The following is an 18,368-nucleotide window of genomic DNA, read 5'->3' as shown; positions in this document are numbered from 1 at the left end:
CCGAGCCATTCAGTCGCCATACGCGTGCCATACGCTTTCCATACGCATCGCAGCCCCCCGGTTTCGCGCGTTAACCCACCGCATACCGCCGCACACCAGACCCCCTTTACCCCACGTCACTCTCCGTGGCATCCTTCCCGAAACAATATTTCAACGGGAGGGAATATGTTCAGGACCGCTGTCGCCTGCGCTCTGCTTGCGGCCACCGCCGCCCATGCGAATTGCCAGGCCGGGGAGGTGGAGCTGATCTTCCACCACGACGCCCCCGCCATGGGCCATCCGAAGGGGGAGGCCGCTAACCTCTTGGCGGAGTTCGTGAATTCCTCGCTCGACGGGCAGGCCTGCATGACCGTCGTGGCCGAGGCGCCCGGCTATTCCGACGCCACGGTGGTCGAGGGGCTGGCCGAGGGGCGCTACAACATGGCCGCCCCCGCGATGGGCAATCTCGGCGACATCTCCGCCCGTTTCCTCGTCTTCGACCTGCCCTTCCTGTTCCGCGACCTGTCGGTCGTGCTCGAATACCAGGACAGCGACCTCGGCCGCGGCCTCCTGACCGAAGCCGAAGACGAAGGCCTCCTCGGCCTCGCCTTCTGGACCGACGGCATGAAGGCCATGTCCGCCGACACCCCCATCCGCAGCCCCGAGGACCTGCAGGGCCTGACCGTCGGTACCGAGAACGCGGTGATCGAGCGGTTCTATTTCGATGCGATGGGGGCGGAGACCGAAACGGTGCCCCTCTCCGATCTCGCCGACGCGCTCGCCACCGGCCGGGTGGACGCGCAGAACACCACCTGGACCAACATCTCCGCCCGCGGGCTCGCGACCCGGCACGACCAGATCCTCGACAGCAATCACGGGCTGGTGCAGTACATGGTCGTCACCGATCCTGCCTTCTGGAACGGCCTCGACCCGGATCTGCGCACCGAGCTGGAGCTGATGATCGACATCGTCACGCAGGAACGGAACCGATTCGCCTTCGAGCTGGCCAACATCGCCAAGCTGGAGGCCCGCCGCGACGGCATCGAAATCGACGCGCTCGACCCCGAGCAGTATTTCGACTGGCGCTTGGCGATGCAGTCCACCTGGTTCGAGTTCGGCGGCGCCATCGGCTTCGACCAGATCGGGGCCGCGACCTTCGCAGGCGAGCGTGCGCGCGAGATGGTCGACCGCTGAAGCCCGGTATCTGCCGCCTGAAAACGCGAAAGGCCGCCTCGAAGGGCGGCCTCATGCATCGGATCGCTCCGAAAGGGATCAGGCCGCGGCGCGGCGCTCGCTTTCCTCGCGGCTCAGCGCGACGGAGGTGCGGACCCCCTTCTTCACGAATTCCATCAGCCCCTGCACGCAGCGCTCGGTCGGGTCGATGCCCGCGCACATCAGCACCTCGCGCCCGTCGCGCGACCGCGCCCAGCGGGCGATCACGTCCGGCCCGTTGCCGTATTTCTTGTCATCGGCGATGGCGTCGTCCAGCGCCGCCAGAACCACGGCCGCAAACAGCTTCTGCGCCCGGCTTCCCTGGTCATTGGACCATGCCTGCCCGTCGAAATCGTCGAACATCCTTGCCCCGTCTCTTCTCACTAACCGCGTATCGAACGTGCGGAATATAGGTTCGCAAATAATTCACAGAAGCCCCGTTTAGGGCATTGCTGCATTGCAATCAACGCATGTGAACGGTGGTCGGTAAACATGCCGTCACGTCACGGCCCGTTCACCCGATCCGCTTGGAAATATGCGCCTTCGCCCCGGTTTCAAGTCATTCTTCGATCTCGTGAACATGCGGCAGACGGCCGAAATCGCCGCACCCTTCCTCGAACCGGGTCCGCTCGGCGAAGGGGACGCCCGCGCGAAACGCCGCACGCCCGATCAGGTGCGCGCCGATGGGGGCCGTGACCAGCATGAAGACGAAGATCAGCACGACCTCGATCCGCGCGGTCCAGCTCGGCGCCAGCAGCAGTGCGGCGAGGCAGATCAGCCCCAGCCCCAGCGTCCCCGTCTTGGTCGCCGCATGCATCCGCGTGTAGACATCCTTCATCTTCACCAGCCCGATGGCCGCGATCAGCGTGAAGGCCGATCCCATCAGGACGAAGGCGGCGGCGATCCACTCCATCATTGCTCGTCCTCTACCACCGTCCGCTCGATGAACCGGGCGAAGGCCACGGTGCCCAGGAACGCGACCAGCGACAGCACGATCGCCGCGTCGAGATAGGCGCCCACCCGGCTCGCCAGCGTGAAGAGCACCAGGAACGCCACCAGCAGCAGCGACAGCGCGTCGAGCGCCACGACCCGGTCGCTCAGCGATGGGCCGGTCAGCAGCCGCCAGACGATCAGCAACCCGGCCAGCGACATCATCGCCGCCCCGATCATCAGCGCCCAGCCCAACGGGCCCGACAGGCTCAATCCCAGCACGATCATCGCAGCACCCTCAGCACCCGGCGTTCCGTTCCCCGCTTCAGCCCCGCCTTGGTCGCCTCCGCGTCGATCGCGCCGAACATGGCGTGGATCAGCAGGAACTTCCGATCCTCGCTCACGTCGATGGTCAGCGTCCCCGGCGTCAGGGAGATCAGGTTGGCCGTCGCCATGATCTCCGCATCCGTCTTCGCGTCGAGCGGCAGCAGGATCATCTTGGGCCGCGAACGATCGGTCGGCGTCAGCACGTCCCACGCCACCTCGATCGAGGAGCGCCACAGGTCGTAGAGGAAATAGCCGATCAGCCCGATCAGCCAGATCGGCTTGAGCAGAACTCTCATCGCGCCTCTCCCAGCACCGCCTCGATATAGCCCGCGGGGTCGAGGATCTGCCCCGCCGCGACCAGCGCCGCGTCCATGAAGATCCCTGCCCCCAGGCCGATGAACACCGTCAGCGCCGCCAGCCCCGCGATCGGCACCAGCATCGCCAGCGGCACCCGGCCCACCACGGCATCCGGCCCGTCGGGATGCGGTTTCCAGAACGCCTCCAGCCAGATCTTCGACATGGAATAGAGCGTCAGCAGCCCGACCGCGAGCGCGGCGAAGGTCAGGAGCCAGGCCTCCGCATCCAGCGTCGCCGCGACGATGATGAACTTCGCCCAGAAGCCCGAGAGCGGCGGGATGCCCGCGAGGCTCAGCGCCGGGACGAGGAACAGCACCGCCAGCAGGGGCCGCGCGGCGTAGAGCCCGCCGATCTCCTTCAACTCCTCCGACCCGGTCAGCCGCCGCGCCGCCCCCGCCACGAAGAACAGGTTGGCCTTCACGATGATGTGGTGGAACAGGTAGAAGATCGCACCGACCAGCGCTGCGGGCGTCGCCATCGCCAAGCCCAGAACCATGTAGCCGATCTGGCTGATGATGTGGAAGCCGAGGATGCGGCGGAAATGGTTCTGCGCCGCCGCTCCCAGCACGCCCACCACCATCGTCGCGACCGCGCCCCACAGCAGCACCTGCCGGATCAGCGGCTCCTCAAGATCGTAGATCAGCGTGAACACCCGGATCAGCGCATAGACCCCCACCTTGGTCAGCAGGGCCGAAAACAGCGCCGAGGTCGTCACCGACGGCGTGTGATAGCTCGCCGGCAGCCAGTTGAAGACCGGGAACATCGCGGCCTTCGCCCCGAAGGCGAACAGCAGCATCATCGCGCTGACCAGCACCGCGACCTCCTCCTGCCGCCCGTCGAGCCGCAAGGCGAGGTCCGCCATGTTGAGCGTGCCCGCCACCCCGTAGAGCAGCCCGATCCCCGACAAGAGCGCCAGCGTGGCGATCAGGTTCAGGCCGACATATTTCACCGCGCCATCCGCCGACTTGCGCGTGCCGTTCACGACCAGCAGGCCGAAGGAGGCGATCAGCATCACCTCGAACCAGACATAGAGGTTGAAGATGTCGCCGGTCAGGAACGCCCCGCACACGCCCGCCAGCAGCGCCTGCACCAGCGCGTGGTGGCCGTTCCACCCCTCGCTGTCGTCGATCTCGGCAAAGGCGTAGATACTGACCGCCAGCGCCACGATCCCGGTGATCAGCACCATCGCCGCCGACAAGAGGTCCGCGACCAGCGTGATCCCGAACGGCGCCTCCCACCCGCCGATCTGGGTGGCGACCGGGCCGCCCTCCAGCACCTCCACCAGCAGCCAGACGGAGGCGGCCAGCAGCGCCGCGGACAGGATCACCCCGCCCCAGCGCACCACGTTGGGAAGGCCGCGCAGCACCAGGAGGATCGCCGCACCGAACAGCGGGATCAGAATCGGCAGGATCAGGATCATTCCGCCCGCTCCACCGGCTCGGCCACGCGCATCGCGTCCATGCGCGCCGTCCCCATCGCGTAGAACGCCCGGTAGGCCAGCGTCAGGGCAAAGCAGAACAGCCCGAACCCGATGACGATAGCCGTCAGGATCAGCGCCTGCGGCAGCGCGTTCGCCGCCCCCTCCAGCGGGGCCTTCTCGCCATAGCCCGTCAGCGGCGGGTTGGCCTTCGTCATTCGCCCGGCGGCGAAGATCACGAGGTTGGCGGCATTCGACAGCATCGACAGCCCCAGGATGTAGCGCACCAGATTGCCCGACAGCATGAGGTAGGCGCCCGCGGCCACCAGCACGCCCGCGAGAACGGCGACGATGCTCTCCATCAGCTATCCTCCTCGCGGTTTTCCGGGATACCAGCCTCTTCCAGCGCGAACAGGATCGCGCTCACCACACCGACCACCACGAGGAAGACGCCCGTGTCGAACAGCAGGATCGAGCCGACGGCCAGCCCCTGCCACGACCCATCGATGGGCGCGTAGAACGGCCACACGCCGCTGAGGAATACGCCGTTCGCGATCAGACCCCAGACCCCGCCCGCGATGGCGAACAGCAGACCGATGCCCGCCAGCACCATCGGCGGCACGCGCAGCTGCCGCCGCGCCTCCTCGACGCCGAAGGCCTTTTCGATGAGCGCGAAGCAGATCGCCGCGATCAGCCCGCCGATGAAGCCGCCGCCCGGATCGTTATGTCCGCGCCATAGCGTCAGCACCGCCACGATGAGGAAGACCGGGACCAGCGCCTTGGTCCCCGTGCGCAGGATCAGGGAGTTCATTTCCTCACCTCCTTGCCCGCGCGCAGCGCCGCCAGCGCCGCGATCCCGGCGATCACGACCACCGCCACCTCGCCCAGCGTGTCGAGCGCGCGGAAATCGACGAGGATCACGTTGACGATGTTGCGCCCCGCCGCCTCCGCATAGGCGGCCTGCTCGTAGAACTGCGTCACGTCCCGCTCCAGCCCCTGTCCCAGCACGGCCAGCAGCGCGAAGGTCACGCCCAGCCCCAGCACGCCCGCCACGATCGCATCCCCGATGCGCAGCGCGCCGGTGCCCGCGCGGGGCAGCTTCATGAAGGCGACCGAGACGAAGACGACCATCAGGATCTCGGTCAGCAGCTGCGTCATCGCCACGTCGATCGCGGAATAGAGCACGAAGATCACGGCGATTGCCGAGCCGATGCCACCCAGCGCGGTGATCGCGACCAGCCGCGAGCCGGTGAAGATGATGGTGATCGTGCAGGCGACGACGATCCCCACCAGCCCCCAATGCAGCAACGGGATCGCCGGGTCGATGGTCGCCACCGCCCCCGAGCCCACGAAGATGGCGGCCCAGACCATCAGCGCCAGCGTCGCGAAGGTCACGCGCAGATAGCTCATCATCCGCCCGTCCTGCACGGTCCGCGCCACCCAGGCCGCACTCGACCGCATGGCATCCAGCAGCACGTCATAGACGGCGGCGCTGTCGGGCACGCGCTTCTCCTCCTCGGCCAGCGAGCTGCGCAGCGCGTCGAGCCCCCAGTAGAGCACCGCGCCCAGCCCGAAGGTCAGCAGCGACAGGAACAGCGCCCCGTTGATGCCGTGCCACAGCGCGAAGGACGGCGCGCCTTCCGCCGCGCGCACCGTCTCGATCATCGGCGTCACCAGCGCGCCCAGCAGGCCGGGCACCAGCCCCAGCACGAAGCCCAGCACGGCGAGGATCGCGGGCCCGCCCCACATCCAGGGCGAGGGATCGGCCGGCGCCTCCTTCACCGCCTTGCGCGCCCCGAAGAAGGGGCGCACCGCGACCATCAGCGCCGCCGCGACCATCAGCGCATTGGCCAGCACCGCCACGGTCGCGACGAAGATCTCCTCGGTCGGGGCGTTCAGCGCGCCCTCGTAAATCATCTCCTTGCCGATGAAGCCGACGAAGGGCGGCAGCCCCGCCATGCTCGCCGCCGCCAGCGCCGTCACGGCAAAGCTGATCGGCATCGCGCGCCGCAGCCCGCCCAGCGCGTCCACCTCCCGACTGCCCGCCCCTTTGTCGAGCAGCCCGACCGCGAGGAACAGCGCCGCCTTGTAAAGCGCGTGCACCACGATGAAGCTCAGCGCGCCCCCGACTGCGTAATAGCTGCCGCCGCCCAGCCCCATGACCAGCGCTCCCAGCCCCATCAGCGTGGTCCAGGCCAGCATCAGCTTCAGGTCCGTCTGCCGCAGCGCCCAGAAACTCGCCAGCACCATCGTTACGGCCCCCGTCAGCGTCAGCACCCAGGTCCAGACCTCGGTGCCGCCCAGCATCGGCGTCATGCGTGCGATCAGGTAGACGCCCGCCTTCACCATCGTCGCCGAATGCAGATAGGCCGACACCGGCGTCGGGGCCGCCATCGCGCCGGGCAGCCAGAAATGGAACGGAAACTGCGCCGACTTGGTGAAGCACCCGATCAGCACCAGCCCCATCATCAAGAGGTAAAGCGGATGCCCGATGAAGCCGCCCGCCTCCGCCATCTCGCTCAGCCGGAACGTGCCCGCCACCTGTCCCATGACGATCAGCCCCGCCATCAGCGCGAGCCCACCGATCCCCGTCACCAGCAACGCCTGCTGCGCCTTGTGCCGCGCATCGACCTTCTGATGATCGAAGCCGACCAGCAGGAAGGAGGTGATCGTCGTGCATTCCCACGCCACGAAGAGCGTGATCGCATCGTCCGCCAGCACCAGACCCAGCATGGACAGCGCGAACAGGCTCATCAGCGTCAGGAGACGTTTCAGCCGCCGGTCGGCCCGGAAATACTCCGCCGCATAGGCAAAGCAGATCGCCCCGATCCCGGTAATCAGCATTGCGAACAGCAGCGACAGCGCATCGACCCGGAACGCCGCCTCGATGCCGAGCGCCGGGACCCAGTCCCACGCGACCTCGGCCGTGTCGCCGCCGGTGATTGAGGGCAGGAAGGTGCAGAACCAGCCGAACAGCAGCAACTGCACCGCAGCCGGGATCAGCCGCCAGAACCCGGCCTGATAGGTCTTGTCCTCGCGCACGCGTGATTTCCCGTTCGTCATTCGTGGATTTGCTAGGTCATATAGCGACATGCCGCGCGCCGCTCCACCCCGGCCGGCGCGGAATCGCAGCCATCAGGCACGAAAAAGGGCGCCGGATCGCTCCGACGCCCCCTTTTGTCGCAGGTCCGCAGGCTCAGTGGCCGAGGATCTGGCTCAGGAACAGCTGCGTCCGCTCGGATTTGGGGTTGTTGAAGAACTCCTCCGGCTCGTTCTGCTCCACGATCTGGCCCTGGTCCATGAAGATCACGCGGTTCGCGACCTGCCGGGCGAAGCCCATCTCGTGCGTCACGCACAGCATGGTCATCCCGTCCTCGGCGAGGCTGACCATCGTGTCGAGCACCTCCTTGATCATCTCGGGATCGAGTGCCGAGGTCGGCTCGTCGAACAGCATGATGCGCGGCTGCATGCACAGGCTGCGCGCGATGGCGACCCGCTGCTGCTGACCGCCCGACAGCTGGCCGGGATACTTGTTGGCCTGCTCGGGGATCTTCACCTTGGTCAGGTAGTGCATCGCGATCTCTTCGGCTTCCTTCTTGGGCATCTTGCGAACCCAGATCGGCGCCAGCGTGCAGTTCTCCATGATCGTCAGGTGCGGGAACAGGTTGAAGTGCTGGAAGCACATCCCGACCTCGGACCGGATCTTGTCGATGTTCTTCAGGTCCGACGACAGGAGCGTCCCGTCCACGATGATCTCGCCCTGCTGGTGTTCCTCCAGCGCGTTGATGCAGCGGATCAGCGTCGACTTGCCCGAGCCCGAGGGCCCGCAGATCACGATCCGCTCGCCCCGGTTCACCGTCAGGTCGATGTCGCGCAGCACGTGGAAATCCCCGTACCACTTGTTCATGTCGCGGATGGAGATGGCGACCTCGTCGCTCACGTTCATGCCGCTGGTGTTGGTCTCTGCCATTGCCATGTGAACGGCCTCCTTAACGATGGTCGGTGCGCAGCTTGCGCTCGAGATGTTGCGAATATTGGGACATCGCGAAGCAGCTCATGAAGAACAGCAGCGCGATGAAGCCGTAGAGCTCCCAGATCAGGCCGTTCCAGTCGCTGTCCGCACGGATCGCGTTGGTCAGGCCCAGCATGTCGTACATCGAGATGATGACCACCAGCGTGGTATCCTTGTAGAGCCCGATGAACACGTTGACGATGCCGGGGATCGAGATCTTCAGCGCCTGCGGCATGATGATCAGGCGCATCGCCTGCCAGTAGTCGAGGCCCAGGCTGTCCGCCGCCTCGTACTGCCCGCGCGGCAGGGCGGCGAGGCCCCCCCGGATCACCTCGGCGATATAGGCCGAGGCGAACAGCGTGATCATGATGACCACCCGCAGGATCAGGTCGAAGGTCGTGCCCGGCGGCAGGAAGTAGGCCAGCAGCACGTTTGCCGTGAACAGCAAGGTGATCAGCGGCACGCCGCGGATGAACTCGATGAAGATCACGCTCAGCGACTTGATGATGAACAGGTCCGACCGGCGCCCCAGCGCCAGCAGCACGCCCAGCGGCAGCGAGAAGCTGATGCCGGTCACGCCCAGGATCACCGTCAGCAGGAAGCCGCCGATATTGCGCGACTGCACCTCCTCCAGCTCCAGCTGCGCGAGGCCCGACAGCTCACCGGCCAGCGGGCCGAGGATGAACAGCATCCAGATCGCGATGACCAGGATCGCCACGCCCATCGCCAGCGGCGCGCCGAAGCGGGCCACGTAGCGGAACACCAGCCCCGCGACGACGAAGCCGAGCAGCGCCACGACCGGTCCCCAGATCGAGCCGCCCCAGATCAGCCAGTAGGCCAGGAACGGGAACAGCCCGGTGAAGACGAACAGCGCCCGCGGAGCCTTCTCGAACAGGATCGGCGCCAGCGCCACGAACAGCAAAACGAAGGCCAGCACCGGCCGCCAGTATTCCGTGCGCGGGTAGAACCCGAACAGCAGCTGCCGCCAGCGCTCCTTGAGGACGGCGAAGCAGGCGCCATGCGCGTCCTCGCCGTAAGCCGCGCGGATGATCTCGCGACATTCCGACACGCTGTCGGCGTTCCACACCGCGTGCAGGAACCACGGCCCGATCTCGTAGATCAGGAAGATGATCGCGATGATCGACAGCACCGACAGGATGGTGTTGAGCACGGAGGAGAACATGTTCTCCCGCAGCCACAGCATCAGGCCGGTCTGGCCCGCGGGTGGCGGGGCGGGCGGAATCTGGTTCTCGCGCACGAAGGGGATGATCTGGGAATGCGTATCGCTCATCTCAACGCTCCTTCAGCGTGACGCTGCGGTTGTAGAGGTTGCCGATGCCCGAGATGATCAGCGACAGCGTCACGTAGATCAGCATGAGCAGAAGCACGCACTCCATCTCCCGCCCGGTCTGGTTGCGGGTGATGTTGCCCAGCGTCCCGACCAGATCCTGATAGCCGATGGCGATGGCCAGCGACGAGTTCTTGGTCAGGTTGAGGTAGTTGGAGATCATCGGCGGCACGATCACGCGCAGCGCCTGCGGCAGGACCACGAGATTCATGATCCGGTTCGGACGCAGCCCCAGCGAGGCCGCGGCCTCGGTCTGGCCCTTGCTGACGGCCAGGATGCCCGCGCGCACGTTCTCGGCCACGAAGGCCCCGGTATAGAGCGACAGCGCGATCCACAGGGCCGCGAAGGTCGAGCGCATCTGCAACCCGCCCGAGAAGTTGAAGCCCGCAAGCTCCGGCTTCTCCAACCCGATCGGGCTGCCCAGCGCGAAGAAGGCGAGCAGCGCCGGGATGAAGAACAGCGCGAGGCCGACCCACAGCATCGGGAAGATCTGGCCGGTGCGCATCTGCCGCTGACGCGACCAGATCCGCAGGCCGATGATGGCGAGGATCGACAGGACGAACACGGCCACCACCGTCCAGGCTCCGTCGCCGAAGACGAGCGAGGGGATGTAGATGCCCCGGTTGGTGATCGCCACCGAATCCCACAGCAGCATCGAGGAGGCCGGATCGTCGCCCCGGAACGCGCGCGGCGCAGGCGTGGTCTCGGTCAGCACCGCCATGATCAGGATGATCCACAGCAGGACCGGCACGTTGCGGAAGCCCTCGACATAGACCGCGGCGAGGTTGCGCACGATCCAGTTCGGCGACAGGCGCAGCACGCCCATGACGACGCCGATGATCGTGCAGGCGATGCAGCCCAGCACCGCGACCAGCAGCGTGTTGAGCAGGCCCACGATGCTCGCGCGCAGGTGCGTGTCCTGGCTGTCATAGGGGATCAGCCGCTGGCCGATATCGTAGCCCGCGGTGTTGCCGAGGAAGCCGAAATCGAAATCCTGTCCCGCGCGGGCCAGGTTGGTGACGGCGTTGCTGATCAGGAACCCGATGCCCATGAGCACGAGGATCAGCGCGATCGTCTGGATTGTGATTGAACGATACCGGGTATCGTAGATCAGCTGGCTGAGGCGGAATCCCTCGTCCTGCTGATGATCGGTTAACGCGGTCATTGCCCGCCCCTCTTCCCTGGTGAGGCCCGCTTACGCCGGGCATACGTTGGTGGTGCCTTGGCCCGCGATCTGGTGCCGCAGGTCCGCGGGTTTCCCCCGGATGGTCGAAGGGCGCGCCCGATGCGCGCCCTTCGCCTGTTTGGTCAGATCAACGGAACGGCGGTGCGTAGAGCAGGCCACCGTCGGTCCACTGGGCGTTCAGCCCGCGGGACAGGCCGATATCGGTGCTCTCACCGATGTTGGCGTCGAAGATCTCGCCGTAGTTGCCGGCGACGCCGATGGCGTTCGCGGCCCAGTCGGCCTCGAGGCCGAGCATCGCGCCGAGGTCACCCTCGGTGCCCAGCAGACGGTTGATCTCCGGGTTGTCGGTGCCGGCCAGCATCTCTTCCAGGTTCTCCTGGGAGACGCCGTACTCTTCCGCCGCGATCAGCGCGTTGAGCGTCCAGCGCACCACGTCGCCCCAGGCGTTGTCGCCGTGACGCACGAGCGGGCCGAGCGGCTCCTTCGAGATGATCTCGGGCAGCAGCATGTGCGCATCCGCATCCTCGAAGGAGGCACGGGTCGCGGCCAGGCCGGATGCGTCCGTGGTGTACACGTCGCAGGCATTGGCCAGGTACTGCTGCTGGGCTTCCGCGTTGGTCTCGATCGGCACGGGCTCGTAGCTCATGTCGTTGGCGCGGAAGAAGTCGGCGAGGTTCAGCTCGGTCGTGGTGCCGGTCTGGATGCAGACGGTTGCGCCGTCGAGCTCGGTCGCGGAGGTCACGCCGAGGTCCTCGCGGACCATGAAGCCCTGACCGTCATAGTAGTTGACGCCGACGAATTCGAACTCGAGGTCGACGTCGCGGCTGAAGGTCCAGGTGGTGTTCCGGGCCAGCATGTCGATCTCGCCGGAGGCCAGAGCGGTGAAGCGGGTGGAGCCGGTGGTCGGGATGAACTCGACGGCGTCGCCATCGCCGAGCACGGCGGCCGCGACCGCGCGGCAGACCGCGACGTCGAAGCCTTCCCACTCACCGTTCTCGTTCGGAGCAGCGAAGCCGACGAGGCCCGTGGTCACGCCGCAACGCAGCGTTCCGCGGTCCTGAACTTCCGCGAGCGTCTGGGCGGATGCGGCACCCGCCACCAGACCTGCGGCTGCCAGCGCGCCGAAGAATACGGATTTTTTCATTGAATACCTCTTCCCTGGGTAAACCGCGGACAAAAGCCTGCGGCACCGGTCGGTTCGACCGGTTTCGTTCTTTCTCAGCCCCCGTGCGAGGGACCGGGGCAAAGTTTGGACAGTCGTGCGCCGTGTCGTCAAGGCCATCGCGCCCCGTGATGGGATATGTCAGCAATTTTGACGTAACGACCCCGATTCATCGGATTTGGTCGGGGTATATAATTGCGCGCTCGCCTTATGCGTGTCCGATCGCCGCGGCTGCGGCATCGCCACCGCCCGACCATCGCCCTGCCTCGCGGGATCGGCGCGGACCGGGTCGCCCGGCTCACCGCCCCTTCACAGAAACGTCATTTGTGCTGACCTATATCGCGCGCCGAGCTTGCAGCCGACGGCGAGAGCGGGGATCGTCGGTGGTGAACCGACCTGTCGCACGGACCAAAAAATGTTGTCTTCGAGCCTTCCACGCGCCGCGCGCGCCGCGATCCTGGCCCTCCTGACGCTCTTCGCCGCCCTTCCGGCCCGTTGCGAATCGCTCCGAATTTTCGCCGCCGCCTCCCTGACGGACGTGCTCGTCCCCCTGGCGGAGGCCTACGAGGCGGCCCATCCGCAGGACGAGCTGACCCTCGTCCTCGCCGGCAGCGGCACGCTCGCCCGGCAGATCGACCAGGGCGCGCGGGGCGACCTGTTCCTCAGCGCGAATGCCGACTGGGTGGAGTGGCTGCGCGCGCGCGACATCGGCGACGCCCCGCGCGTCGTGGCGCGCAACCGCCTCGTCTGGGCCAGCCTCGACCCGCTGCCCGAAGGCGACGCCCCGCCCTCGGGCCGCATCGCCATCGCCGATCCCGCCTCGGTCCCCGCGGGCCGCTATGCCCGCGCCCATCTCGAAGCCATCGACGCCTGGGACAGCCTCGCAGGCCGCCTGCTCTACGCACGCAACGTGCGCGACGCGCTCGCCTGGACCGCGCGCGGCGACGTCGCCGCCGGGATCGTCTATGCCACCGATGCGCAGGCCGTGCCGGGGCTGCACGCCCGCGCCATCCCCGCCGACACCCACCCGTCCATCGACTATGTCGCGCTGCCCCTCACCCCCGAGGGCGCCCGCATCGCGACCTTCCTGTCAGGCGATGCGGCGCAGGCCATCCTGGCGGAGTTCGGCTTCCTGCCCCCGCCCGACTGAACGGGTCAGAGGTCGAACACCATGCAGGTCGTGGAGCCGGTGGCGTAGAGCTTGCCGTCCTCCACCCCCTCGATCCGCCCTTCGGCGATGCCGGTGCGGCGCCCGACATGGCTGACCTGCCCGATCGCGCGCACCTCGCCGGAATTGGCAAAGAGCGGCCGGATCACGTTCACCTTGTATTCGAGCGTGGTGTAGCCCTGCCCCTTCGGCAGGCAGGTCTGAACCGCGCAGGCCATGCAGCTGTCGAGCAGCGTGCCGAACCAGCCGCCATGCACCGTGCCGATCGGGTTCATCACTTCGAAGGACGGCCTGCCGCGAAACACAACCCGCCCCTCCTCGACGCTCTCCATACCGTAATCGAGCGTGCGCGCGATCGGCGGCGCGGGCAGGCGGCCCTCCGCGATGGCGGTGATGAACTCCAGCCCGCTCATCGACGCGATGGTCTCGCGCCCCGGCAGATCCTCGACGCGGTCGACGAACAGGCTCATGTCTCTTTCCCCTCTGCCAGATCGAGGAACCGCGCCGCCTCGGCCAGTTGCGCGCCCTTCTTCGCGCGCAGCTCCGCCGCCTCGGCATCGGTGCCCCACAGCCGTTCCTGCCACAGTGCATCCAGCTCGCTGATCGCCAAGGCTTCCGTCGCGTCGAGCGCGCGCGCCCGCATCGCGAGGCCCAGCACCAGGCTGCCGGTCAGCGTCACGAAATCATGCAGCGAGGCGAGCGCGAACGGCCCCTCCCCCTCGACCCGCGCCCGCAGCGCGGCGAGCGAGGCGGCGGGCTGCGGCTGCGGGATCACGCCGATCACGCGGGTCAGCGGCGCGCGCAGCACCTCCTCGGACCAGTCGAGCCACGGGTCCCAGCGCGCCTCCTGCTCGGCCACCAGGCTCTCGGGCCCGTCGGCGCGATAGCACAGCAGGTCCGTGTCGCCATACTCGGCCAGCATCTCCACCACCGCCGCGCGATGCGGCACCACCTTGTCGAGCGCGGAGTTCGCGGCCCGCGTCAGCGGCATGGTCTCGGGCCGGATCTGGTCGTCCTGCGCCTGCCACTCCGCCGCGATTCCGTCAGCGAGCGTCCGCGTCGGCACCACCAGCGCGGCCTTGGCCGGGGTGCGCACCGGCCGCCCGTCGAGCTCGATGGCGAAGCCGCCTTCGCTCTCCACCGCCGCGGCCTGTTTCCAGAAGCGTTTCGCCTGCCACCCGCTCATGCGATCTCCTCAGTCAATCCCGCGACCAGCGCGTCGAAGCTGGCGACGATCCGCGTGGCCCCGGCGGCGGCCAATGCCTGAACGGGGTGATAGCCCCAGTCCACGCCGATCCCCGGCACGCCTGCCGCCACCGCCATCTCGATGTCGAACGTGGTGTCACCGATCATCACGGCGCGCGGCGCGCCCGTTTCGGCCAGCGCCGTCTCGATCATGCTCGGATGCGGCTTCGACGGATGCCCGTCCGCCGTCTGGATCGTGGCGAACCGGCCCTCCAGCCCGTGCGCGGCCACGGCGTGCCGCACGCCGCGCATCGACTTGCCCGTCGCGATCCCCAGCGTCCAGCCCGCGCCTTCCAGCCGGTCCAGCGCCGCGCGCGCACCCGGATAGAGCGGCGTCGCCCCCTCGCCCCGCTCGGCGCGCAGGGCCACGAATTCCCGGCGATAGCCCTCGACCAGCGCGTCCAGCACCTCCGGCCCCGCCCCGCGCGGCAGCAGCCGGTCGATGGCCTGTGGCAGGCTCATTCCGATGATGCCGCGCACCGCCGCCGCCTCGGGCGCGTCCAGCCCCTCGGCGGCGAAGGCCCGCCCCATCGCGTCGACGATCATCGCCTGCGAATCGATCAGCGTGCCGTCCATGTCGAAGATGGCGAGCTTCATTCCAGTTCCGCGAACGGGTCGAGCGGCTGGCCCTTGGCCTCCCAGCCGAAGATCTCCCAGGTCCGCGCCATGTGCCCCGGCAGCGGCGCGGTGAAGTCGAGCACCCGCCCGTCCTCGGGATGCGCGATCTGCAAGGACCGCGCGTGCAAATGCAGCTTGCGGCTGACATCGCCGCCCAGCTGCGCGCCCCAGCCGTCGCCCTCGTTGGTCTGGCTGTTGGTGCCGTATTTCCCGTCGCCCACGATCGGATGCCCGATCTCGGCCATATGCGCGCGTAGCTGGTGCGTGCGCCCCGTGATCGGGCTCAACGCCACCCAGGTCGCGCGCTTGGCCGCACTCTCGATCACCATGTAGTCGCTCACCGCCCGCTTCGCGCCCTCGGTCGCGTCGACCGCATCGGGGTGCACCGCGATCATCTTCTCGCCCGCGCCGTGCGGCCCATGACCCGGCGCCTTGACCAGCCCGTAGCGGATCGTGCCGACACGCGGGCTCGGCATCCCTGGCACCACCGCCCAGTAGATCTTGCGCGTCCGCCGCGACTGGAACGCCTTGGCCAGCGCCGCCGCCGCCCGCCCCGTGCGCGCCATCACCAGCACGCCCGAGGTGTCGCGATCCAGCCGGTGCACCAGCCGCGGCGGCGCATCCGCATCGAAGCGGATCGCCTCCGACAGCCCGTCGACATGGCGCACCTGACCCGACCCGCCCTGCACGGCGAGGCCCGCGGGCTTGTTCAGCACGATCAGATGATCGTCCTTCCACATCACCGCGTCGCGCATCATCCGCGCATCCGCCTCCGAGATCTCGACCCGGTTCACCGACGGGGCCGGCGCCGAGGGCAAGGGCGGCACGCGCAGCACCTGCCCCGCCTCCAGCCGCGTGTTGGGCTTCACCCGGCCGCCATCGACCCGGATCTCGCCCTTGCGGCACATCTTCTCGATCCGGCCCTGCGTCACCTGCGGATAGGTCTTGCGGAACCACCGGTCGAGCCGCTGGCCCTCCGCCTCCGCATCCAGCGTCACGTTGTCCACACCGCTCATGGCCAGATACTCCGCCCCAATGCCGCCCCGGCGAACACCGCCAGAAGCCCCAGCCCGACCGACCCGATGACGTAGAGCCCGGCCGTCCCGAAGCGCCCCCCCTCGATCAGCCGCATGGTGTCGAGCGAGAAGGTCGAGAAGGTCGTGAACCCGCCCAGCACGCCCGTCGTCAGGAACAGCGACAGCCGCGCGTCGCCCGCACCGCGCCGCACCAGCCACACCGCGACCAGCCCGATCAGCAGCGAGCCCGCGACGTTCACCGCCAGCGTGGCACTCGCGAAATCGGACACGCCCGCCCGGATCGCCGCCCGGCCCGCGAGGTAGCGCAGCGACGCGCCGATCGCGCCGCCCAGGGGCACCGCCCAGATCATGTCTCGAAATCCCGTCCGCTCATGGCGCCTTCTACGCCCCGATGCGGCGGGAGGGCAAGGTCAGGCGGTCGCCGTCGGCTGGTTGAACCGCGGCGACAAGCCCAGCCCCTTGTTCACCATGTAGAAGGTAGCGAGGTCCCGGTACGCCGCCTCCATCCAGCGGGCCGACTGCCCCACCCCGTCGAGGATGCGCACCGCGTAGCGGCTCAGCGGATCCTCCCGGTCGAGCCGGAAGCACCCCATCGCCCAATCCGGGAAGGTCCGTTGCTCGACATGGCCGTGCCACAGCACCTCCAGCCGCTCGTTGCGCCGGTCCGCCGCGATCCGCGCGACCAGCGAGGTCACGTCCGCCGCCCCGCCTTCGAGGATCTGCACGAACATCCCGTCATGCACCAGCAGGATGCCGGTGATGCCGTGGCGCGCGTTGTGCTCGGCCGCCTCGGCGGCGATCTCGTCCAGCACGTCCGGCCCAACCCAGGGCGGGCGGGCGAAGGAGCGATAGGCGAGACTGTAGATTTTTTCGGGACCGGATTCCAGCATGCGGAAGGATCTAGACCACCAATCTCGTTTCGCCACTCAATTTTTCGTGTCAGCGCCAGTTTCGCGCCGCGCGGCGCGCAGCTTGGCGAAATACTCGACCCGCTTCTTCAATTCCCGCTCCTGCCCGCGCTCCACCGGCACGTAGTAGACCCCGCGCTTCATGGAGTCGGGGAAGTAGTCCTGACCCGAGAACCCGTCCTCCGCGTCATGGTCATAGGCATAGCCCGCGCCATAACCCTCCTCCTTCATCAGACGGGTGGGGGCGTTCAGGATGTGCTTGGGCGGCGCGTCCGAGCCGTGCTCCTTCGCCGCCCGCATCGCCGCCTTGTAGCCGACGTAAGCTGCATTCGATTTCGGCGCGAGCGCCAGGTAGACCACCGCCTGCGCCAGCGCCAGCTCGCCCTCGGGGCTCCCCAGCCGCTCATAGGTCTGCCAGGCGTCGAGGCACAGCCGCTGCGCGCCGGGATCGGCCAGCCCGATATCCTCCACCGCCATCCGCGTGATCCGCCGCGCGAGGTAGCGCGGGTCCTCGCCCCCCTTCAGCATCCGCGCCAGCCAGTAGAGCGCCGCGTCCGGGTCCGACCCGCGCACCGATTTGTGCAGGGCCGAGATCAGGTTGTAATGCTGATCGCCCGACTTGTCGTACTGGCTCGCCCGCCGCATCAGCCGCTCCGACAGCGCCTTGCGCCCGATCGGCGCGTCGAGCCGCCAGCCCAGCACCTGCTCGGCCAGATTGAGCAGCGCCCGCCCGTCCCCGTCGGCCATCTCGGTTAGCGCCTCGCGCGCCTCTCCGTCGAGCGGCAATGCCCCTTCGGCCTTTTCCACCCGTTGCAGCATCTTCTCCAGCGCCACGAGGTCCAGCCGCTTGAGCGTGATGACCTGCGCCCGGCTCAACAGCGCCGAGTTCAGCTCGAAAGACGGGTTCTCGGTGGTCGCGCCCACCAGCACGATGGTCCCGTCCTCCATATGCGGCAGGAACCCGTCCTGCTGCGCCTTGTTGAAACGGTGGATCTCGTCGACGAACAGCAGCGTCCCACCCCCGTTGCGCCGCCGCAGCTTCGCCGCCTCGAAGATCTTGCGCAGTTCCGGCACGCCGGTGAAGATCGCGCTGATCTGCACGAAGGCGAGGTCGGTCACATCCGCCAGCAGCCGCGCGATGGTGGTCTTGCCCACCCCCGGCGGCCCCCAGAAGATGACGGAGCCGAGCTGCCCCGCCGCCAGCATCGCGCCGAGCGGCGCGTCGTCGCCCAGCACATGCTCCTGCCCGATGACCTCGCCGAGGCTCTGTGGCCGCAACCGGTCGGCCAGCGGCGCGGGGCGCTCGGACGCATCGGATCGGGGTTCGGTGTCGAAAAGATCGGCCATGCCCATCAAATAGTCGGCACAGGGCACCGCGTACAGACCCGGAACACTCCTGCCCGTCGCTCGGGGCTCACGCCCCTCCCTCCCGTTGGGCCGAGCCGCGCCGACGCGCGGAGAA

Annotated in this window: 21 protein-coding genes; 2 read left to right on the top strand and 19 right to left on the bottom strand. The window is 67.9% G+C overall.

The window, feature by feature from the left end:
* The first annotated feature begins 165 nt into the window (after nt 1–165).
* Nucleotides 166–1,173: a TRAP transporter substrate-binding protein DctP gene (gene dctP / locus RX333_RS13195; protein WP_316015414.1), complete on the top strand. Its 1,008-nt coding sequence runs from the start codon at nt 166–168 to the stop codon at nt 1,171–1,173.
* Between the two features lie 78 nt (nt 1,174–1,251).
* On the opposite strand, the gene RX333_RS13190 is transcribed toward dctP, so the two are convergent.
* From RX333_RS13190 to RX333_RS13135, 12 genes are all read right to left on the bottom strand, one after another.
* The gene (locus RX333_RS13190; RefSeq protein ID WP_316015413.1) at nt 1,252–1,554 is read right to left on the bottom strand and encodes a DUF6280 family protein; all 303 of its coding nucleotides are present in this window, start codon (nt 1,552–1,554) and stop codon (nt 1,252–1,254) included.
* A 196-nt stretch (nt 1,555–1,750) separates the two neighbouring features.
* A complete protein-coding gene (gene mnhG, locus RX333_RS13185; RefSeq protein WP_316015412.1) occupies nt 1,751–2,104 on the bottom strand; it encodes a monovalent cation/H(+) antiporter subunit G in 354 nt (117 codons plus the stop codon).
* Nucleotides 2,104–2,409 (bottom strand): monovalent cation/H+ antiporter complex subunit F, encoded by a 306-nt coding sequence (locus tag RX333_RS13180; protein ID WP_316015411.1) that lies wholly within the window; start codon nt 2,407–2,409, stop codon nt 2,104–2,106. Before RX333_RS13180 ends, mnhG begins: the two co-directional genes overlap by 1 nt.
* Nucleotides 2,406–2,744 carry a Na+/H+ antiporter subunit E gene (locus tag RX333_RS13175; RefSeq protein ID WP_316015410.1) on the bottom strand — a complete coding sequence of 113 codons (339 nt, stop codon included), beginning with the start codon at nt 2,742–2,744 and terminating at the stop codon, nt 2,406–2,408. The genes RX333_RS13180 and RX333_RS13175 overlap by 4 nt, the downstream gene beginning before the upstream one ends.
* Nucleotides 2,741–4,225 (bottom strand): Na+/H+ antiporter subunit D, encoded by a 1,485-nt coding sequence (locus tag RX333_RS13170; protein ID WP_316015409.1) that lies wholly within the window; start codon nt 4,223–4,225, stop codon nt 2,741–2,743. The genes RX333_RS13175 and RX333_RS13170 overlap by 4 nt, the downstream gene beginning before the upstream one ends.
* Nucleotides 4,222–4,584 (bottom strand): Na+/H+ antiporter subunit C, encoded by a 363-nt coding sequence (locus tag RX333_RS13165; protein WP_316015408.1) that lies wholly within the window; start codon nt 4,582–4,584, stop codon nt 4,222–4,224. The genes RX333_RS13170 and RX333_RS13165 overlap by 4 nt, the downstream gene beginning before the upstream one ends.
* The gene (locus RX333_RS13160) at nt 4,584–5,033 is read right to left on the bottom strand and encodes an MnhB domain-containing protein (RefSeq protein ID WP_316015407.1); all 450 of its coding nucleotides are present in this window, start codon (nt 5,031–5,033) and stop codon (nt 4,584–4,586) included. Before RX333_RS13160 ends, RX333_RS13165 begins: the two co-directional genes overlap by 1 nt.
* Nucleotides 5,030–7,264: a hydrogen gas-evolving membrane-bound hydrogenase subunit E gene (gene mbhE / locus RX333_RS13155; protein ID WP_316015406.1), complete on the bottom strand. Its 2,235-nt coding sequence runs from the start codon at nt 7,262–7,264 to the stop codon at nt 5,030–5,032. Before mbhE ends, RX333_RS13160 begins: the two co-directional genes overlap by 4 nt.
* Nucleotides 7,265–7,418: 154 nt before the next feature.
* Complete coding sequence (locus RX333_RS13150) at nt 7,419–8,198, bottom strand: amino acid ABC transporter ATP-binding protein (RefSeq protein WP_410056079.1); 780 nt, start codon at nt 8,196–8,198, stop codon at nt 7,419–7,421.
* Nucleotides 8,199–8,211: 13 nt separating this feature from the next.
* A complete protein-coding gene (locus RX333_RS13145; RefSeq protein ID WP_316015405.1) occupies nt 8,212–9,525 on the bottom strand; it encodes an amino acid ABC transporter permease in 1,314 nt (437 codons plus the stop codon).
* Between the two features lies 1 nt (nt 9,526).
* Nucleotides 9,527–10,747, bottom strand: a complete 1,221-nt coding sequence (locus tag RX333_RS13140; protein WP_316015404.1) for an ABC transporter permease subunit — start codon at nt 10,745–10,747, stop codon at nt 9,527–9,529.
* A 148-nt stretch (nt 10,748–10,895) separates the two neighbouring features.
* The gene (locus tag RX333_RS13135; protein ID WP_316015403.1) at nt 10,896–11,912 is read right to left on the bottom strand and encodes an amino acid ABC transporter substrate-binding protein; all 1,017 of its coding nucleotides are present in this window, start codon (nt 11,910–11,912) and stop codon (nt 10,896–10,898) included.
* A gap of 433 nt (nt 11,913–12,345) precedes the next feature.
* Here RX333_RS13135 and modA point away from each other — a divergent pair, with 433 nt between their 5' ends.
* On the top strand, nt 12,346–13,080 hold the full coding sequence (gene modA, locus RX333_RS13130) for a molybdate ABC transporter substrate-binding protein (RefSeq protein ID WP_316015402.1): 735 nt from the start codon (nt 12,346–12,348) through the stop codon (nt 13,078–13,080).
* A 5-nt stretch (nt 13,081–13,085) separates the two neighbouring features.
* Here modA and RX333_RS13125 read toward each other — a convergent pair whose 3' ends face one another.
* The 7 genes from RX333_RS13125 to RX333_RS13095 are packed head-to-tail and all read right to left on the bottom strand — an operon-like array spanning nt 13,086 to nt 18,253.
* Complete coding sequence (locus RX333_RS13125; protein ID WP_316015401.1) at nt 13,086–13,568, bottom strand: PaaI family thioesterase; 483 nt, start codon at nt 13,566–13,568, stop codon at nt 13,086–13,088.
* A complete protein-coding gene (locus RX333_RS13120) occupies nt 13,565–14,284 on the bottom strand; it encodes an ATP12 family chaperone protein (RefSeq protein WP_316015400.1) in 720 nt (239 codons plus the stop codon). Before RX333_RS13120 ends, RX333_RS13125 begins: the two co-directional genes overlap by 4 nt.
* Nucleotides 14,281–14,940 carry an HAD-IA family hydrolase gene (locus RX333_RS13115; RefSeq protein WP_316015399.1) on the bottom strand — a complete coding sequence of 220 codons (660 nt, stop codon included), beginning with the start codon at nt 14,938–14,940 and terminating at the stop codon, nt 14,281–14,283. Before RX333_RS13115 ends, RX333_RS13120 begins: the two co-directional genes overlap by 4 nt.
* Nucleotides 14,937–15,977, bottom strand: a complete 1,041-nt coding sequence (locus tag RX333_RS13110) for an RluA family pseudouridine synthase (RefSeq protein ID WP_316015398.1) — start codon at nt 15,975–15,977, stop codon at nt 14,937–14,939. The genes RX333_RS13115 and RX333_RS13110 overlap by 4 nt, the downstream gene beginning before the upstream one ends.
* A complete protein-coding gene (gene crcB, locus RX333_RS13105) occupies nt 15,974–16,348 on the bottom strand; it encodes a fluoride efflux transporter CrcB (protein ID WP_316015397.1) in 375 nt (124 codons plus the stop codon). The genes RX333_RS13110 and crcB overlap by 4 nt, the downstream gene beginning before the upstream one ends.
* Nucleotides 16,349–16,408: 60 nt before the next feature.
* Nucleotides 16,409–16,888 carry a BLUF domain-containing protein gene (locus RX333_RS13100; protein WP_316015396.1) on the bottom strand — a complete coding sequence of 160 codons (480 nt, stop codon included), beginning with the start codon at nt 16,886–16,888 and terminating at the stop codon, nt 16,409–16,411.
* Nucleotides 16,889–16,924: 36 nt separating this feature from the next.
* Entirely contained in the window at nt 16,925–18,253 is a 1,329-nt protein-coding gene (locus RX333_RS13095; RefSeq protein WP_316015395.1) for a replication-associated recombination protein A, read from the bottom strand.
* Between the last annotated feature and the right edge of the window lie 115 nt (nt 18,254–18,368).

The organism is Roseobacter sp. HKCCA0434 (assembly GCF_032464675.1).
Taxonomy (GTDB): domain Bacteria; phylum Pseudomonadota; class Alphaproteobacteria; order Rhodobacterales; family Rhodobacteraceae; genus Pontivivens.
This window is presented reverse-complemented; position numbering and strand designations above follow the sequence as displayed.

Coding starts and splice junctions, on each gene's coding strand:
- dctP (WP_316015414.1), top strand. CDS start 166: ATGTTCAGGACCGCTGTCGCCTGCGCTCTGCTTGCGGCCACCGCCGCC.
- RX333_RS13190 (WP_316015413.1), bottom strand. CDS start 1,554: ATGTTCGACGATTTCGACGGGCAGGCATGGTCCAATGACCAGGGAAGC.
- mnhG (WP_316015412.1), bottom strand. CDS start 2,104: ATGGAGTGGATCGCCGCCGCCTTCGTCCTGATGGGATCGGCCTTCACG.
- RX333_RS13180 (WP_316015411.1), bottom strand. CDS start 2,409: ATGATCGTGCTGGGATTGAGCCTGTCGGGCCCGTTGGGCTGGGCGCTG.
- RX333_RS13175 (WP_316015410.1), bottom strand. CDS start 2,744: ATGAGAGTTCTGCTCAAGCCGATCTGGCTGATCGGGCTGATCGGCTAT.
- RX333_RS13170 (WP_316015409.1), bottom strand. CDS start 4,225: ATGATCCTGATCCTGCCGATTCTGATCCCGCTGTTCGGTGCGGCGATC.
- RX333_RS13165 (WP_316015408.1), bottom strand. CDS start 4,584: ATGGAGAGCATCGTCGCCGTTCTCGCGGGCGTGCTGGTGGCCGCGGGC.
- RX333_RS13160 (WP_316015407.1), bottom strand. CDS start 5,033: ATGAACTCCCTGATCCTGCGCACGGGGACCAAGGCGCTGGTCCCGGTC.
- RX333_RS13150 (WP_410056079.1), bottom strand. CDS start 8,198: ATGGCAATGGCAGAGACCAACACCAGCGGCATGAACGTGAGCGACGAG.
- RX333_RS13145 (WP_316015405.1), bottom strand. CDS start 9,525: ATGAGCGATACGCATTCCCAGATCATCCCCTTCGTGCGCGAGAACCAG.
- RX333_RS13140 (WP_316015404.1), bottom strand. CDS start 10,747: ATGACCGCGTTAACCGATCATCAGCAGGACGAGGGATTCCGCCTCAGC.
- RX333_RS13135 (WP_316015403.1), bottom strand. CDS start 11,912: ATGAAAAAATCCGTATTCTTCGGCGCGCTGGCAGCCGCAGGTCTGGTG.
- modA (WP_316015402.1), top strand. CDS start 12,346: ATGTTGTCTTCGAGCCTTCCACGCGCCGCGCGCGCCGCGATCCTGGCC.
- RX333_RS13125 (WP_316015401.1), bottom strand. CDS start 13,568: ATGAGCCTGTTCGTCGACCGCGTCGAGGATCTGCCGGGGCGCGAGACC.
- RX333_RS13120 (WP_316015400.1), bottom strand. CDS start 14,284: ATGAGCGGGTGGCAGGCGAAACGCTTCTGGAAACAGGCCGCGGCGGTG.
- RX333_RS13115 (WP_316015399.1), bottom strand. CDS start 14,940: ATGAAGCTCGCCATCTTCGACATGGACGGCACGCTGATCGATTCGCAG.
- RX333_RS13110 (WP_316015398.1), bottom strand. CDS start 15,977: ATGAGCGGTGTGGACAACGTGACGCTGGATGCGGAGGCGGAGGGCCAG.
- crcB (WP_316015397.1), bottom strand. CDS start 16,348: ATGATCTGGGCGGTGCCCCTGGGCGGCGCGATCGGCGCGTCGCTGCGC.
- RX333_RS13100 (WP_316015396.1), bottom strand. CDS start 16,888: ATGCTGGAATCCGGTCCCGAAAAAATCTACAGTCTCGCCTATCGCTCC.
- RX333_RS13095 (WP_316015395.1), bottom strand. CDS start 18,253: ATGGCCGATCTTTTCGACACCGAACCCCGATCCGATGCGTCCGAGCGC.